Source organism: Micromonospora sp. WMMB235 (genome assembly GCF_001855515.1).
Classification (GTDB): domain Bacteria; phylum Actinomycetota; class Actinomycetes; order Mycobacteriales; family Micromonosporaceae; genus Micromonospora; species Micromonospora aurantiaca.
Map to the genome: position 1 here is coordinate 5,539,200 of NZ_MDRX01000001.1, position 14,102 is coordinate 5,553,301.

The window sequence follows — 14,102 nt, forward strand, 5'->3', positions numbered from 1 at the left end:
CTTCCGTCAGCTCGTCGACCTGCCGTACCGCGCGACAGTGGTCCGGACGGCTTCGTCCACCACCGCTGTCGTGCGGTCAGGGGTGACCGTCCAGTCCGGGAGGACCAGGCGCGGCCAGAACAGGTAATTGGAGATCATCCCGAGGAACTGCGTAGCGGCCATCTCCGGGTCGTCGACGTCCGCGGCTCCCGCCTCGTGCTCGGCCACGAGGTAGGTCCGGACGGACTCGAAGTACGGCAGTTTGCCCTGGGAGAAGTGCGCTCGGGCCAGTTCGGGAAAGCGTGGCAGTTCGGCGATCACGATGCGGAACAGATCGGTCATCTCCGGCCGGCTCAACAGCGTCGCGTAGTGCCGCCCGAGAACCGTCAGGCCGGCCGTCAGGTCACCGGCGGGCGGCACGTCGGCGACGTCGTTGCGGGCCCACGAGTCGATGACGATGGCATCGAACAGTGCCGCCTTCGTCGGGAACTGCTTGAACAGCGTCGCCTTCGACACGCCGGCACTCTCGGCGATACGCGCCAGTGACGCCCGGTCGTAGCCCGACTCCAGGAAGAGCTCGGTGGCGGCCTGCAGGATCAGCGCGCGCTTCTCCTCCGCCACGCGCTGGTGATAGGCCGACGGCGCTGGGGTCATGCGCCCATCATAGCGAGGTGAGTGGGTTGACTCACCATCTGCGGGGGCGTAGCTTCGAGTGGTGAGTCGCTCGACTCACCACCCGTCCCGGGTGGTCGTCCCGTACGTACCGGAGGATCCGATGTCCCGTTTCGCCGATCAGACAGTTCTCGTCACCGGAGGCAGCGGCGGGCAGGGGGCCAGCCACGTCCGCGCCCTGCACGCCGAAGGCGCCAACGTCGTCATCGGTGGCATCGACGCCGACCGTGGCGCCGGCCTCGCCGCCGAGCTGGGACACCGGGCCCTCTCCGTCCGCCTGGACGTCACCCGGGAGGAGTCGTGGGCCGCCGCCGTCGCGGAGACCGAGAAGACATTCGGTGCGCTCACGATCCTCGTCAACAACGCCGGGGTGCAGAACCCGCCGGCCGTCATCGAGTCCACCGACCTGGCCACGTGGGCCCGCATCCTCGACGTCAACCTCACCGGCACGTTCCTCGGCATCAGGGCAGCCGCCCCGGCGCTGCGGCGCGCGGGGGGAGGAACGATCGTCAACATCGGCTCCACCACGGGCCTCGGCGGTACCGCCCTCTACGCGCCCTACGTCGCCGGCAAGTGGGCGGTTCGAGGTCTCACCCGGACCGCCGCCCTCGAACTGGGCCGCGACAACATCCGCGTCAACGCGATCCACCCCGGCGTGGTCGCCACCCCGTTCATCACCGAGCCGGCGGCCGGCAGCGACGCCCCGATCGCCGACTTCTACTCGCCCGAGCCGTTCGCCGTCCCGCGACTCGGGCAGCCCGCCGACATCACCGCGCTGCTGTTGTTCCTCACGTCGCCGGACGCGGCCTTCATTACCGGCGCCGAGTACGTCATCGACGGAGGGCTGCTCCTCGGCCCCGCACTGAAGAACGGCTCTCCGTCCTAACCGGCGGGGTGTTCGGCGCCCCGGGCGATGTTGCGGGCCATGCCGCCGAAGACGACGGCGTGGAAGGGGGCCACCGAGGCCCAGTAGAGGTGGCCGGGCAGGCCGCGCGGGAGGAACACGGCCCGCTGCACGTACCTGCTGCGGCCGTCCCCGTCCGGCTCGGCGCGCATCTCCAGCCAGGCGCGGCCGGGCAGCCGCATCTCGGCGCGCAGCCGCAGCAGCTCACCCGGGACGATCTCCTCGACCCGCCAGAAGTCCAGCGCCTCGCCGACCTGGAGCCGGTGCGGGTCGCGCCGTCCCCGGCGCAGCCCGACGCCGCCGATCAGGCGGTCCATCCAGCCGCGCACCGACCAGGCGAGCGGGAACGAGTACCAGCCGTTCTCGCCGCCGACGCCCTCGATGACCCGCCACAACGCCGCCGGTGGCGCGTCCACCGTCCGCTCCCGCAGATCGGTGTACGCGGTGCCGCCGGACCAGTGCGGATCCGACGGCAGCGGCTCGGCGGGCGCGTCCGGCCCGCTCGCGTTCGACCAGCGCGTCTCCACCTCCGCGTCCCGCACCTTGGTCAGCGCCAGCGCGACCGCCTGGTCGAAGCCGATCAGCCCGTCCGGCGGGTCCGGCACGTACCGGGCGATGTCGTGCTCGTGCGCCACCGCCTCGTGCACCAGGCTCTCCACGAGCGGCCGGGCGATCGCGTTCGGCACCGGCGTGATCAGGCCGACCCAGTGCGAGGAGAGCGACGGGGTGAGCGGGCGTACCGGCAGGATGACCCGGCGCCGCAGCCCGGCCACCCGGGCGTACCGCTGCATCATCTCGGAGAACGTCAGCACGTCCGGGCCGCCGATGTCGAAGGCCCGGTTGACGTCGGCCGGCAGGTGCGCGCAGCCGGCCAGGTAGCGCAGCACGTCCCGGACCGCGATCGGCTGGATCCGGTTGCGCACCCAGCGCGGGGTGACCATCGCCGGGAGCCGCTCGGTCAGGTGGCGCAGCATCTCGAACGAGGCCGAACCGGATCCGATGATCACGGCGGCGCGCAGCACCGCAGTGGGCACGCCGCTGTCCAGCAGGATCCGCGCGACCTCCGCCCGGGAGCGCAGGTGCGCCGAGGGCAGGCCGTCGCGCTCCGCCGGCTCCGGCCCGCCGAGATACACGATCCGGCGTACGCCCGCGGCGCGCGCCGCCTCGGCGAAGTTCGTCGCCGCCTCCCGGTCGGCCGCCTCGAAACCACGCTGGCCCAGCGAGTGGACCAGGTAGTACGCCACCTCCACGCCTGCGAACACGGCCGGCAGCGTCTCCGGCCGGCGGAGGTCGCCCTCGACGACCTCCGCCTCGGCCGCCCACGGCACGTCCCGCAGCCGTCCGGCGGTGCGGGCCAGGCAGCGTACGGTGTGCCCCTCGGCCAGCAGCCGGGGCGCGAGGCGTCCGCCGATGTAGCCGGTCGCACCGGTGACGAGGCATCTCACGGCATCCAGTGTGCGGCTCCGTAGACTCCTTCGCTGTGGAGAACGCGAGGGATACCTTCTGGGGGCCGGACTTTCAGCAGCTCAGTACCGTCGACCCGGAGATCGCCGAGGTGGTGCTGGGTGAGCTGGACCGGCTGCGCGGCGGCCTGCAACTGATCGCCAGCGAGAACCTCACCTCGCCCGCGGTGCTGGCCGCGCTGGGCTCCACGCTCACCAACAAGTACGCCGAGGGCTACCCGGGGCGGCGCTACTACGGCGGCTGCGCCGAGGTGGACCGGGCCGAGGAACTGGCGATCTCCCGGGCGAAGGAGCTGTTCGGCGCCGAGCACGCGAACGTCCAGCCGCACTCCGGGGCGAGCGCCAACCTGGCCGCGTACGCCGCCCTGGTGCAGCCGGGTGACACGGTGCTGGCCATGGACCTGCCGCACGGCGGGCACCTGACCCACGGCAGCCGGGTGAACTTCTCCGGCAAGTGGTTCCACCCGGTCGGCTACACCGTCCGGCGGGACACCGGGACGATCGACTACGACGAGGTACGCGACCTGGCCCGCGCGCACCGGCCGAAGATGATCATCTGCGGCGCGACGGCGTACCCGCGGCTGATCGACTTCGCCCGCTTCCGGGAGATCGCCGACGAGGTCGACGCGTACCTGATGGTGGACGCCGCGCACTTCATCGGCCTGGTGGCCGGCGGCGCGATCCCGTCGCCCGTGCCGTACGCCGACGTGGTCACCGCGACCACCCACAAGGTGCTGCGCGGCCCGCGCGGCGGCATGATCCTCTGCCGGGAGCCGCTGGCGGCCCGGATCGACAAGGCGGTCTTCCCGTTCACCCAGGGCGGCCCGCTGATGCACGCCGTCGCCGCCAAGGCGGTCGCGCTGCGCGAGGCCGCGCAGCCCGAGTTCCGCACGTACGCCGCCCAGGTGGTCACCAACGCCCGCGCGCTCGCCGACGGGCTGGCCGCGGAGGGGCTGCCGGCGGTCTCCGGCGGCACCGACACCCACCTGGCCCTGCTCGACCTGCGCGAGACCGGTGTGACCGGCGCCCAGGCCGAGACCCGCTGCGACGCCGCCGGCATCACGCTGAACAAGAACGCCGTCCCGTACGACCCGCAGCCGCCGGCGGTGGCCTCCGGCATCCGGGTGGGCTCGCCGAGCGTCACCACCCAGGGCATGCGGGAAGGGGAGATGCGCCGGATCGCCACGTTGATCGGTCGGGCGGTGCGGACCGATCCGGAGTCCCCCGGGGGCGGCGACGAGCTGACCCGGATCGCCGCCGACGTGACCGAGCTGGTCACCGAGTTCCCGGCGTACCCCCGTGGCTGAGCCCGGGACGCGCGCGGCGGAGGCGACGGCGGACCGCGGCTGGCGACTGCGCCATCTGCCGGTGCTGCTGGCCGCGGTGGCGGTGCTGGCCGCTGTCGCGGCGGTGGTCGGCGGGGTGTGGCGCGGCGCGGACGGCGCGCTCGGCGCGGCGGCCGGGGTGGCCGTCACGGCTGCGAGCTACACGCTCACCACAGTGGTGCTTGCCTGGGCGGACTCGAAGGATCCGCAGCTCGTGCTGCCGTTCGGGCTGGGCCTCTACGTCGCCAAGATCACCGCGCTCGGCGGGGTGATGGTGCTGGTGGCCTCGACCGGCTGGCCGGGACTGATCCCGTTCTGTTTCGGCATCGCCGCGGGCGTGGTGGTCTGGACCGGCGTGCACGTCTGGTGGCTCACGACCGTCCATGCCCGACGGATGCTGCGCTGAGCCGTCCCACCCTTCGGGCGACGCGTGGTTCTGTCCGCGATCGGTCATTCTCTCAGTGGCGGGGGAGGAGTACCGTTCCTCCAGACGACTTCGCCCGCCCGTGTCCCACACAACCAGGTTGTGCGGGGGGTGAGGCACAACCTCTTCTGCTCGACTGATATCGTTCGCCCCGTCATGGCCGGTGACCAGAAACCCCCCAACACTGGCGGCTCGGGCGACGTTCCGTCCGGTGCCGGTCAGGGTTGGACCGCGCTCTCATACCTCATCGGGGGCATGCTCGTCTGGGGTTTCATCGGCTGGCTGGTCGACCGTTGGCTCGACACCGGCGGCATCGCCACCGGTATCGGGGTCGTGCTCGGCATGGCCGGGGGGATCATCCTGGTCGTCCGCCGACTTGGCACGCCTACTTAGGAAGGGACGCGGTGTTCGGACAGGCGAACGTCCTGGCTCAGGGCCAGGCGGAATTCCCACCGAGCGTGGGGGACTTCTACCTGCCCAGCATCCTGCCCTGGGGTGCGGAGAACTCGTACTGGTTCACCAAGATCACGGCGATGGTGTGGATCGCCGTCGGCGTGCTGATCATCTTCTTCCTGGCCACGTACCGGAAGCCGCAGCTGGTCCCCACCAAGAAGCAGTGGCTGGCCGAGTCGATCTACGGCTTCGTGCGCAACAACATCGCCGTGGACATGATCGGTCACGCGGGAGTGCGGTTCGCGCCGTACTTCACCACGCTCTTCTGCTTCATCCTGCTGACGAACTTCTTCGCGATCGTGCCGTTCTTCCAGATCTCGCCGAACTCGCACATCGCCTTCCCGGCCTTCCTCGCCGTGATCAGCTACGTGATGTTCAACTACGTCGGCATCCGGCACCACGGCTTCGTGAAGTACTTCAAGAACGCTCTGGTCCCGCCGGCGCCCTGGTTCATCCTGCCGCTGCTGATCCCGATCGAGCTGTTCTCGACCTTCATCGTCCGGCCGTTCTCGCTGGCCGTCCGTCTCTTCGCGAACATGTTCGCCGGTCACATGCTCCTGCTGGTCTTCACGCTCGGCGGGTTCGCCATGATCAGCGCCAACGCCTGGCTGGCACCGGTCTCGGTGCTGTCCTGGACGATGACTGTGGCGCTGACCTTCCTCGAGTTCCTGGTGATCTGTCTGCAGGCGTACGTCTTCACGGTGCTGACCGCCAGCTACGTGCAGGGCGCCCTCGCCGACGAGCACTGATCCGATCTTTCGCACCAACCGTTGTCGTCCCGCGTGACCGTCACGCGTGATAACCAGGAGGAACCAACCAATGGACATCTACGCCGCGGTAGAGGGCAGCACCGCCGCCATCGGCTACGGTCTCGCGGCCATCGGCCCGGGCATCGGCGTGGGCCTGGTCTTCTCGGCCTACATCCAGTCGACCGCCCGCCAGCCGGAGTCGTCCCGGATGACCCTGCCGTACGTCTGGATCGGCTTCGCCGTCATCGAGGCCCTCGCGCTGCTGGGTATCGCCTTCGGCTTCATCTGGCAGGGCAACCTCTAATTCGGCCCTGAGACCGGGAGGTTTCCGATGTACTTCCTCGCCGCTGAGGGTGGTGAGACGACCCACAACCCGATCATCCCTGTCTGGCAGGAGATCGTGGTCGGTGGGATCGCCTTCATCGTGCTCTGCTTCGTGCTGATGAAGTTCGTCTTCCCGCGCATGGAGCAGACGTTCCAGGCCCGGGTCGACGCGATCGAGGGCGGCATCAAGCGCGCCGAGGCCGCGCAGGCCGAGGCGAACCAGCTGCTCGAGCAGTACCGGGCCCAGCTCGCGGAGGCGCGTACCGACGCCGCCAAGATCCGGGACGACGCCCGGGCCGACGCCGAGGGCATCCGCCAGGACATCCTCGCCAAGGCGCGCGAGGAGTCCGACCGGATCATCGCCGCCGGCAAGGAGCAGCTCGCCGCGGAGCGGGCCACCATCGTGCGCGAGCTGCGCACCGAGGTCGGCACCATCGCGGTGGACCTGGCCAGCAAGATCGTCGGTGAGTCGCTGGCCGACGAGGCGCGTCGCAAGGGCACCGTCGACCGGTTCCTGAGCGGTCTCGAGAGCACGGGGGCCCGCTGATGCAGGCCGCCAGCCGGGAGTCGTACTCCGCCGGGGCCGAGCGCCTCGACGCGTACGCCCGCGGCGCGGAGCCGTCGGCGGTGGCCTCCACCGCCGACGACATCCTCTCCGTCGCCGACCTGCTGCGGCGCGAGCCGCGGCTGCGCCGGGCGCTGGCCGACCCGGCGCGCTCGGGTGAGGACCGCGCGGCTCTGCTCACCGGGATCCTGGGCGGGAAGGTCGGCGCGGACGCGCTCGACCTGCTCACCACGCTGGTCTCCGGTCGCTGGTCGGCCCCGTCGGAGCTGCTCGACGGCGTCGAGCGGATCGGCGTGGAGGCGCTCCTCGCGAGCGCCGACTCGGCCGGCGATCTGGGCGAGGTCGAGGACGAGCTGTTCCGCTTCGGGAAGGTCGTCTCCGGTTCCGGCGAGCTGTCCAACGCGCTCTCCGACCCGATGGCCCCGGTGCAGCGGCGGGCCGAACTGGCCCAGCAGCTGCTGGCCGGCAAGGCCCGGCCGGTCACCGTCCGCCTCGTCGAGGCCGCGCTCGCCGGCTTCGGGGGACGCTCCTTCACCGGTGCGCTCACCCGGCTGGTCGAGCTGGCCGCCGACCGGCGGGACCGTCAGGTCGCGTACGTGACCGTGGCGGCTCCGCTGAACGACGAGGAGGAGCGACGCCTCGGCGCCCGCCTCTCCCAGATGTACGGTCGGGAGGTCTCCGTCAAGCAGACGGTCGACCCCGACGTGCTCGGCGGAGTGCGCGTGCGGGTCGGATCCGACCTGTACGACGGGACCGTCCTGCGCCGCCTCAACGAGACCCGCAACGCGCTCGCGAAGCGCTGACCAGCGTCTTAGCAGCCCTGATTCGACGCCATCGGACCGGTCGGTACTAGGTATCCCGGGCCCCTGATACTTAAGGAAGCAGAGGATGGCCGAGCTGACCATCTCGACGGAGGAGATCCGCGGCGCCCTGGAGCGCTACGTCTCCTCCTACACGGCCGACGTCTCCCGCGAGGAGGTCGGCACCGTCGCCGACGCCGGTGACGGCATCGCCCACGTCGAGGGTCTCCCCTCGACCATGACCAACGAGCTCCTGGAGTTCGAGGACGGCACGCTCGGCGTGGCGCTGAACCTCGACGTCCGGGAGATCGGTGTCGTCGTCCTCGGTGACTTCGGCGGGATCGAAGAGGGTCAGCGCGTCAAGCGCACCGGCCGGGTGCTCTCCGTGCCCGTCGGCGACGCGTTCCTCGGCCGCGTGGTGAACGCGCTCGGCGAGCCGATCGACGGCCTCGGCGACATCGCCAACGAGGGCTTCCGCGAGCTGGAGCTCCAGGCCCCGAACGTGATGTCCCGCAAGTCGGTCGACGAGCCGCTGCAGACGGGCATCAAGGCCGTCGACGCGATGACCCCGATCGGCCGTGGCCAGCGCCAGCTGATCATCGGTGACCGCAAGACCGGCAAGACCACGGTCGCCCTGGACACCATCCTCAACCAGCGCGAGAACTGGCGCTCCGGCGACCCGAAGAAGCAGGTCCGCTGCATCTACGTCGCGATCGGCCAGAAGGCCTCCACCATCGCCTCCATCAAGGGGACGCTGGAGGAGGCGGGCGCGATGGAGTACACCACCATCGTCGCCTCCCCGGCCTCCGACCCGGCCGGCTTCAAGTACCTCGCCCCCTACACCGGCTCGTCCATCGGGCAGCACTGGATGTACGGCGGCAAGCACGTCCTGATCGTCTTCGACGACCTGAGCAAGCAGGCCGAGGCGTACCGCGCCGTGTCGCTGCTGCTGCGCCGCCCGCCGGGCCGCGAGGCCTACCCGGGTGACGTCTTCTACCTGCACTCGCGTCTGCTGGAGCGCTGCGCCAAGCTCTCCGACGAGCTGGGCGGCGGCTCGATGACCGGTCTGCCGATCATCGAGACCAAGGCGAACGACATCTCGGCGTTCATCCCGACCAACGTCATCTCCATCACCGACGGCCAGATCTTCCTCGAGACCGACCTGTTCAACCAGGGCGTCCGTCCGGCCATCAACGTCGGCACCTCGGTCTCCCGGGTCGGTGGCGCCGCGCAGGTGAAGCCGATGAAGAAGGTCGCCGGCTCGCTGCGGCTGAACCTGGCCCAGTACCGCGAGCTGGAGGCGTTCGCCGCCTTCGCCTCCGACCTGGACCGGGCCTCCCGCGCCCAGCTGGACCGGGGTTCCCGCCTGGTCGAGCTGCTCAAGCAGCCGAACTACTCGCCGTACCCGGTGCAGGAGCAGGTCGTCTCCGTCTGGGCCGGCACCGAGGGCAAGCTGGACGACGTCCCGGTCGGCGAGGTCCGCCGCTTCGAGTCCGAGTTCCTCCAGTACCTCCGCCACAAGCACGAGGGCGTCCTGGCCGGAATCGCCGACAACAAGTGGGACGACGAGATCATCTCCTCGCTCGACTCCGCGATCAGCGAGTTCAAGCAGGTCTTCCTGGGCAAGGAGGACGAGGTCCGGGTCAACGACGCGCCGGCCAAGCCGCTGGAGGGCGAGGAGACCCGCGAGACGGTGACCCGCTTCCGCGACGGCACCACCGACCGCCCGGCCGAGAGCTGATCCGATGGCCGCCCAGGTACGCGTTCTCCGGCAGCGGATCCGTTCCGCCAAGGGGATGAAGAAGATCACCAAGGCGATGGAGCTCGTCGCGACGAGCCGCATCGCCAAGGCCCAGGCCAAGGTGGCGGCCTCGCTGCCGTACGCCGAGGCGATCACCGGCGTGCTGACGGCGCTGGCCTCGAACGCGCGGATCGACCACCCGCTGCTCACCCCGCGCGAGCGGGTGCGGCGGGCGGGCGTCCTGCTGGTCACCGCCGACCGGGGCCTGGCCGGTGGCTACAGCTCGAACGCGATCCGGACCGCCGAGTCGCTGATCGCCCGCCTGCGTGCCGACGGCAAGGAGCCCGTGCTCTACGTCATCGGCCGCAAGGGCGTGGCGTTCTACCGGTTCCGCAACCGGCAGATCGCCGCCAGCTGGACGGGTTTCTCCGAGCAGCCGTCGTTCGAGGACGCCCGCGAGGTCGGTGAGACGCTGATCAAGGCGTTCACCGCCGGCGCGGACGACACCGACAACGAGGCCGGCGCCGACGGGATCCTCGGCGTGGACGAGCTGCACATCGTCTACACCGAGTTCAAGTCCCTGATGACGCAGAACCCGGTGACCCGGATCGTCGGTCCGATGCAGGTCGAGGACCGGCCCCGGTCCGAGGGCCTGCTGCCGGCGTACGAGTTCGAGCCGGAGCCGGAGTCGCTGCTCGACGCCCTGCTGCCGAAGTACATCAACACGCGGATCTTCGCGGCGTTGCTGGAGTCGGCGGCCAGTGAGTCGGCCGCCCGTCGGCGGGCGATGAAGAGCGCCACCGACAACGCCGAAGAGATGATCGAGAAGTACACGCGTGAGATGAACTCGGCTCGTCAGGCCGGCATCACCCAGGAGATCAGTGAGATCGTCGGCGGCGCGAACGCGCTGGCCGCGTCGGGAAGTGAAGTGTGATGACTGTATCCGCAGTTGAGACCAAGACGGCCACGGGTCGCGTGGTCCGGGTCATCGGCCCGGTCGTCGACGCCGAGTTCCCGCGCGACGCCATGCCGGGGCTGTTCAACGCCCTGCACGTCGACGTGACCCTCTCCGGCGGTGAGAAGACGCTGACCCTGGAGGTCGCCCAGCACCTGGGTGACAACCTGATCCGCGCCATCTCGATGCAGCCGACCGACGGCCTGGTCCGCGGCACCGAGGTGCGCGACACCGGCGCGCCGATCAGCGTGCCGGTGGGCGACGCGGTCAAGGGCCACGTGTTCAACGCGATCGGCGAGTGCCTCAACCTCACCGAGGGCGAGACCATCCAGGCCGACGACCGGTGGGGCATCCACCGCAAGGCCCCGGCCTTCGCCGACCTGGAGCCGAAGACCGAGATGCTGGAGACCGGCATCAAGGTCATCGACCTGCTCGCCCCGTACGTCAAGGGCGGCAAGATCGGCCTGTTCGGCGGCGCGGGCGTGGGCAAGACGGTGCTCATCCAGGAGATGATCACCCGTGTGGCCCGCAACTTCGGTGGTACCTCGGTCTTCGCCGGCGTGGGTGAGCGCACCCGCGAGGGCAACGACCTCATCGCCGAGATGACCGAGTCTGGCGTCATCGACAAGACCGCGCTGGTCTACGGCCAGATGGACGAGCCGCCGGGCACCCGCCTGCGGGTCGCGCTGTCCGCGCTGACCATGGCGGAGTACTTCCGTGACGTGAAGAAGCAGGAGGTGCTGCTCTTCATCGACAACATCTTCCGCTTCACCCAGGCCGGTTCCGAGGTCTCCACGCTGCTCGGCCGCATGCCGAGCGCCGTGGGTTACCAGCCGACCCTGGCCGACGAGATGGGCGAGCTCCAGGAGCGGATCACCTCCGTCCGGGGCCAGGCCATCACCTCGATGCAGGCGATCTACGTGCCCGCCGACGACTACACCGACCCGGCGCCGGCCACCACGTTCGCCCACCTCGACGCGACCACCAACCTGGAGCGGTCGATCTCCGACAAGGGCATCTACCCGGCCGTGGACCCGCTGGCGTCCTCGTCCCGGATCCTCGCCCCGGAGTTCGTCGGCGAGGAGCACTTCGCCGTCGCCACCGAGGTGAAGCGGATCCTGCAGCGCTACAAGGACCTGCAGGACATCATCGCCATCCTCGGTATCGAGGAGCTCTCCGAGGAGGACAAGCTCACCGTCGGCCGCGCCCGCCGGATCGAGCGGTTCCTCTCGCAGAACACGTACGCGGCGGAGCAGTTCACCGGCGTGCCCGGCTCGACGGTCCCGATCGCCGAGACCATCGACGCCTTCCGCCGGATCAGCGAGGGGGAGTTCGACCACTTCCCGGAGCAGGCGTTCTTCATGTGCGGCGGCCTGGACGACCTGCGGGCCAAGGCCAAGGAGCTGATGGGCGAGGAGGGCTGAGAGCCCGCTCACACCCACGAGGGCCGTCCCGGCGAAAGCCGGGGCGGCCTTCGCCTTTTCCGGGCACTGCACTACCAGATGCCCGGTTCTCCGGCAAGCAGTTCGCCGGATCGCGCGGTACCGTTCCTGACACGACTTCACATCCGGCCGTTGATCTCTGCAACCAAACGGACCCCCGCGCCCGTCTTCCTACCCGTGGGCGCGACGATTGGAGATGCTCGTGGGCGGTAAGGGCGGCGCGGATCGCGGGAAGCGGTCCATGTGGCGCGGCGTGCCCCGGTGGGCCCGCGTCTGCACGATCCTGGGCATCGTCATGGTGGTGCTCAGCGGCTCCGTGCTGATCGGCTCGCGCGCCCTCGTCGCCCGCTACGAGGGATCGGTGGGCAAGGCCGACCTCTTCGGTGACCAGGCCGCCGGCGCCAACGAGAAGAAGAGCGACATCAAGGGCCCGCTCAACATCCTGCTCGTCGGCGTGGACCCCCGGACCGCGACCGCCCGCCCGCTCGCCGACTCGATCATGGTCCTGCACGTGCCCGCCACCATGGACCGCGGCTACCTCTTCTCGCTGCCGCGTGACCTGCGGGTGGACATCCCGGAGTTCCCCAAGGCCGACTACTCGGGCGCCAACGACCGGCTCAACGCGGCCATGTCGCACGGCAGCAACGTGCCGGGGCAGAACCCCAGCACCCCGCAGGGCTTCGAGCTGCTCGCCAACACCGTGCAGGAGGTCACCGGCATCAAGCGCTTCGACGCCGGTGCGATCATCAACTTCAGCGGGTTCAAGAAGATCGTCGACGCCATGGGCGGCGTCGACATGTACATCGAGCGGGAGGTGCGCTCGGAGCACCTCCAGCCGGACGGCACGCCGCGCCAGCTCAAGCCCGGCGGTGGTGGCTACCTCGGGCCGCAGGCCGTGTACAAGAAGGGCAACGCCCACCTCAAGGGCTGGCAGGCGCTGGACTACGTCCGGCAGCGCTACCCGAAGAACGGCGTGCCGGACGCCGACTACGGCCGGCAGCGGCACCAGCAGCAGTTCGTCAAGGCGATGGTGAGCCAGGCGTTCAGCGCCGACGTGGTGGCCAACCCGGTCAAGCTGGACCGAGTGCTGCGCGCGGCCGGGAAATCGCTGGTGTTCAACGGCCGCGGCAACAGCGTGGTCGACTTCGGGCTGGCCCTGAAGGACATCCGGCCCGAGGCGATCGAGACGATCAAGCTGCCGGGCGGCCCGATCGGTACCGGCAGCAACTACCGGGGTGAGCAACTGCTCGAACCGGCGGAGGACTTCTTCACCGCCCTGCGTACCGAACAGCTCGACGCATTCCTGCTGGAGCACCCCGACTTCAAGCAGAAGACCAAGTAGCCTGAGCGGGTGCGGGACCGTGGTGGTCCGGCTCTCACCACCCGCGTTGGGTGGGCTGCGGGGTCGCGACTAGACTTTCGGCAATCCGCCGCCGCAGCAAGGAGACAGCGTGGCACAGCAGCTTCACGTCGAGCTCGTAGCCGTCGAGGAGAAGGTCTGGACCGGCGAGGCCGAGATGGTCGTCGCCCGGACGACCGAGGGTGAGCTCGGTGTGCTGCCTGGGCACGCACCGCTGCTCGGCCAGCTCGCCGAACCCAGCCAGGTACGCATCAAGCAGGCCGGTGGCCAGCAGATCGCGTACGACGTGGCCGGCGGCTTCCTGTCGGTGACCGGTGAGGGCGTCACAGTCCTCGCCGAGAGCGCAACCCCCGCCACCCCGGCCCGCTGAGCCGACCCGCCGATGGAGATCGTCGAAGGGATCGGAATCGGCGTCGCGATCGTCGTCGTCGCGCTTCTGATCCTCTTCATCCGGCGGGCCCTGTTCACGCGTAGCGGTGGCATCATCCGGCTGAGCGTCCGGGTCAACACGATCCTCGACGGTCGTGGCTGGTCACCCGGGTTCGGTCGCTTCGTGGGCGACGAACTCCGCTGGTACCGCATGTTCAGCTTCGCGCTGCGCCCCAAGCGGGTGCTCTCCCGCAAGGGGCTGGCGGTCGAGCGTCGCCGGCTGCCCGAGGGGCAGGAGCGCATGTCGATGCCCGCCGAGTGGGTGATCCTGCGCTGTACCAGCCACCACGCGCCGATCGAGATCGCCATGGCGCGATCCACGGTCACCGGATTCCTGTCCTGGCTCGAGGCCGCCCCACCCGGGGCGGCCTCGCCGCGTCTGGCCTCCCAGGACTGGCCCGCCGCCTGACCCTCACCCCAACACCCCGTCAACGGGTCACGGGGGTCGTGCCGGGTCGCCGCCGCTGACGCCGATCTTGGAGTTGTGGCGCCGGGAAATGCCCGGTTCGCGCCGTTA

At 70.1% G+C, this 14,102-nt stretch carries 16 protein-coding genes; 14 read left to right on the forward strand and 2 right to left on the reverse strand.

The window, feature by feature from the left end:
* Nucleotides 1-6 precede the first annotated feature (6 nt).
* Complete coding sequence (locus BFV98_RS24615) at nt 7-633, reverse strand: TetR/AcrR family transcriptional regulator (RefSeq protein WP_013288265.1); 627 nt, start codon at nt 631-633, stop codon at nt 7-9.
* Nucleotides 634-694: 61 nt separating this feature from the next.
* Between BFV98_RS24615 and BFV98_RS24620 the strand changes: the two genes are divergently transcribed.
* Nucleotides 695-1,537, forward strand: a complete 843-nt coding sequence (locus tag BFV98_RS24620; protein WP_236619420.1) for an SDR family NAD(P)-dependent oxidoreductase — start codon at nt 695-697, stop codon at nt 1,535-1,537.
* Here BFV98_RS24620 and BFV98_RS24625 read toward each other — a convergent pair.
* Nucleotides 1,534-3,000 (reverse strand): SDR family oxidoreductase, encoded by a 1,467-nt coding sequence (locus tag BFV98_RS24625; protein ID WP_013475359.1) that lies wholly within the window; start codon nt 2,998-3,000, stop codon nt 1,534-1,536. The two genes, BFV98_RS24620 and BFV98_RS24625, sit on opposite strands and share 4 nt — an antisense overlap.
* Nucleotides 3,001-3,035: 35 nt before the next feature.
* Here BFV98_RS24625 and glyA point away from each other — a divergent pair, with 35 nt between their 5' ends.
* From glyA to BFV98_RS24690, 13 genes are all read left to right on the forward strand, one after another.
* Entirely contained in the window at nt 3,036-4,325 is a 1,290-nt protein-coding gene (glyA, locus tag BFV98_RS24630; RefSeq protein ID WP_176921723.1) for a serine hydroxymethyltransferase, read from the forward strand.
* The gene (locus BFV98_RS24635; RefSeq protein ID WP_013288261.1) at nt 4,318-4,749 is read left to right on the forward strand and encodes a hypothetical protein; all 432 of its coding nucleotides are present in this window, start codon (nt 4,318-4,320) and stop codon (nt 4,747-4,749) included. Before glyA ends, BFV98_RS24635 begins: the two co-directional genes overlap by 8 nt.
* Before the next feature lie 174 nt (nt 4,750-4,923).
* Nucleotides 4,924-5,160, forward strand: a complete 237-nt coding sequence (locus tag BFV98_RS24640) for an AtpZ/AtpI family protein (RefSeq protein WP_013288260.1) — start codon at nt 4,924-4,926, stop codon at nt 5,158-5,160.
* An 11-nt stretch (nt 5,161-5,171) separates the two neighbouring features.
* The gene (atpB, locus tag BFV98_RS24645; RefSeq protein ID WP_013288259.1) at nt 5,172-5,969 is read left to right on the forward strand and encodes a F0F1 ATP synthase subunit A; all 798 of its coding nucleotides are present in this window, start codon (nt 5,172-5,174) and stop codon (nt 5,967-5,969) included.
* Between the two features lie 70 nt (nt 5,970-6,039).
* A complete protein-coding gene (locus tag BFV98_RS24650) occupies nt 6,040-6,273 on the forward strand; it encodes an ATP synthase F0 subunit C (RefSeq protein WP_013288258.1) in 234 nt (77 codons plus the stop codon).
* Nucleotides 6,274-6,300: 27 nt separating this feature from the next.
* Nucleotides 6,301-6,840, forward strand: a complete 540-nt coding sequence (locus BFV98_RS24655) for a F0F1 ATP synthase subunit B (protein WP_013288257.1) — start codon at nt 6,301-6,303, stop codon at nt 6,838-6,840.
* The gene (locus BFV98_RS24660; protein WP_047893557.1) at nt 6,840-7,661 is read left to right on the forward strand and encodes a F0F1 ATP synthase subunit delta; all 822 of its coding nucleotides are present in this window, start codon (nt 6,840-6,842) and stop codon (nt 7,659-7,661) included. Before BFV98_RS24655 ends, BFV98_RS24660 begins: the two co-directional genes overlap by 1 nt.
* Before the next feature lie 85 nt (nt 7,662-7,746).
* Entirely contained in the window at nt 7,747-9,399 is a 1,653-nt protein-coding gene (gene atpA / locus BFV98_RS24665) for a F0F1 ATP synthase subunit alpha (protein WP_013288255.1), read from the forward strand.
* 4 nt (nt 9,400-9,403) lie between these two features.
* On the forward strand, nt 9,404-10,333 hold the full coding sequence (locus BFV98_RS24670; RefSeq protein ID WP_013288254.1) for a F0F1 ATP synthase subunit gamma: 930 nt from the start codon (nt 9,404-9,406) through the stop codon (nt 10,331-10,333).
* Nucleotides 10,333-11,778, forward strand: coding sequence for a F0F1 ATP synthase subunit beta (atpD, locus tag BFV98_RS24675; protein ID WP_013288253.1), 1,446 nt, complete (start codon nt 10,333-10,335; stop codon nt 11,776-11,778). The genes BFV98_RS24670 and atpD overlap by 1 nt, the downstream gene beginning before the upstream one ends.
* 214 nt (nt 11,779-11,992) lie before the next feature.
* Nucleotides 11,993-13,138, forward strand: coding sequence for an LCP family protein (locus BFV98_RS24680; protein WP_041799109.1), 1,146 nt, complete (start codon nt 11,993-11,995; stop codon nt 13,136-13,138).
* Between the two features lie 109 nt (nt 13,139-13,247).
* A complete protein-coding gene (locus tag BFV98_RS24685) occupies nt 13,248-13,526 on the forward strand; it encodes a F0F1 ATP synthase subunit epsilon (protein ID WP_013288251.1) in 279 nt (92 codons plus the stop codon).
* A 12-nt stretch (nt 13,527-13,538) separates the two neighbouring features.
* The gene (locus BFV98_RS24690; RefSeq protein ID WP_013288250.1) at nt 13,539-13,994 is read left to right on the forward strand and encodes a DUF2550 domain-containing protein; all 456 of its coding nucleotides are present in this window, start codon (nt 13,539-13,541) and stop codon (nt 13,992-13,994) included.
* Nucleotides 13,995-14,102: the final 108 nt, after the last annotated feature.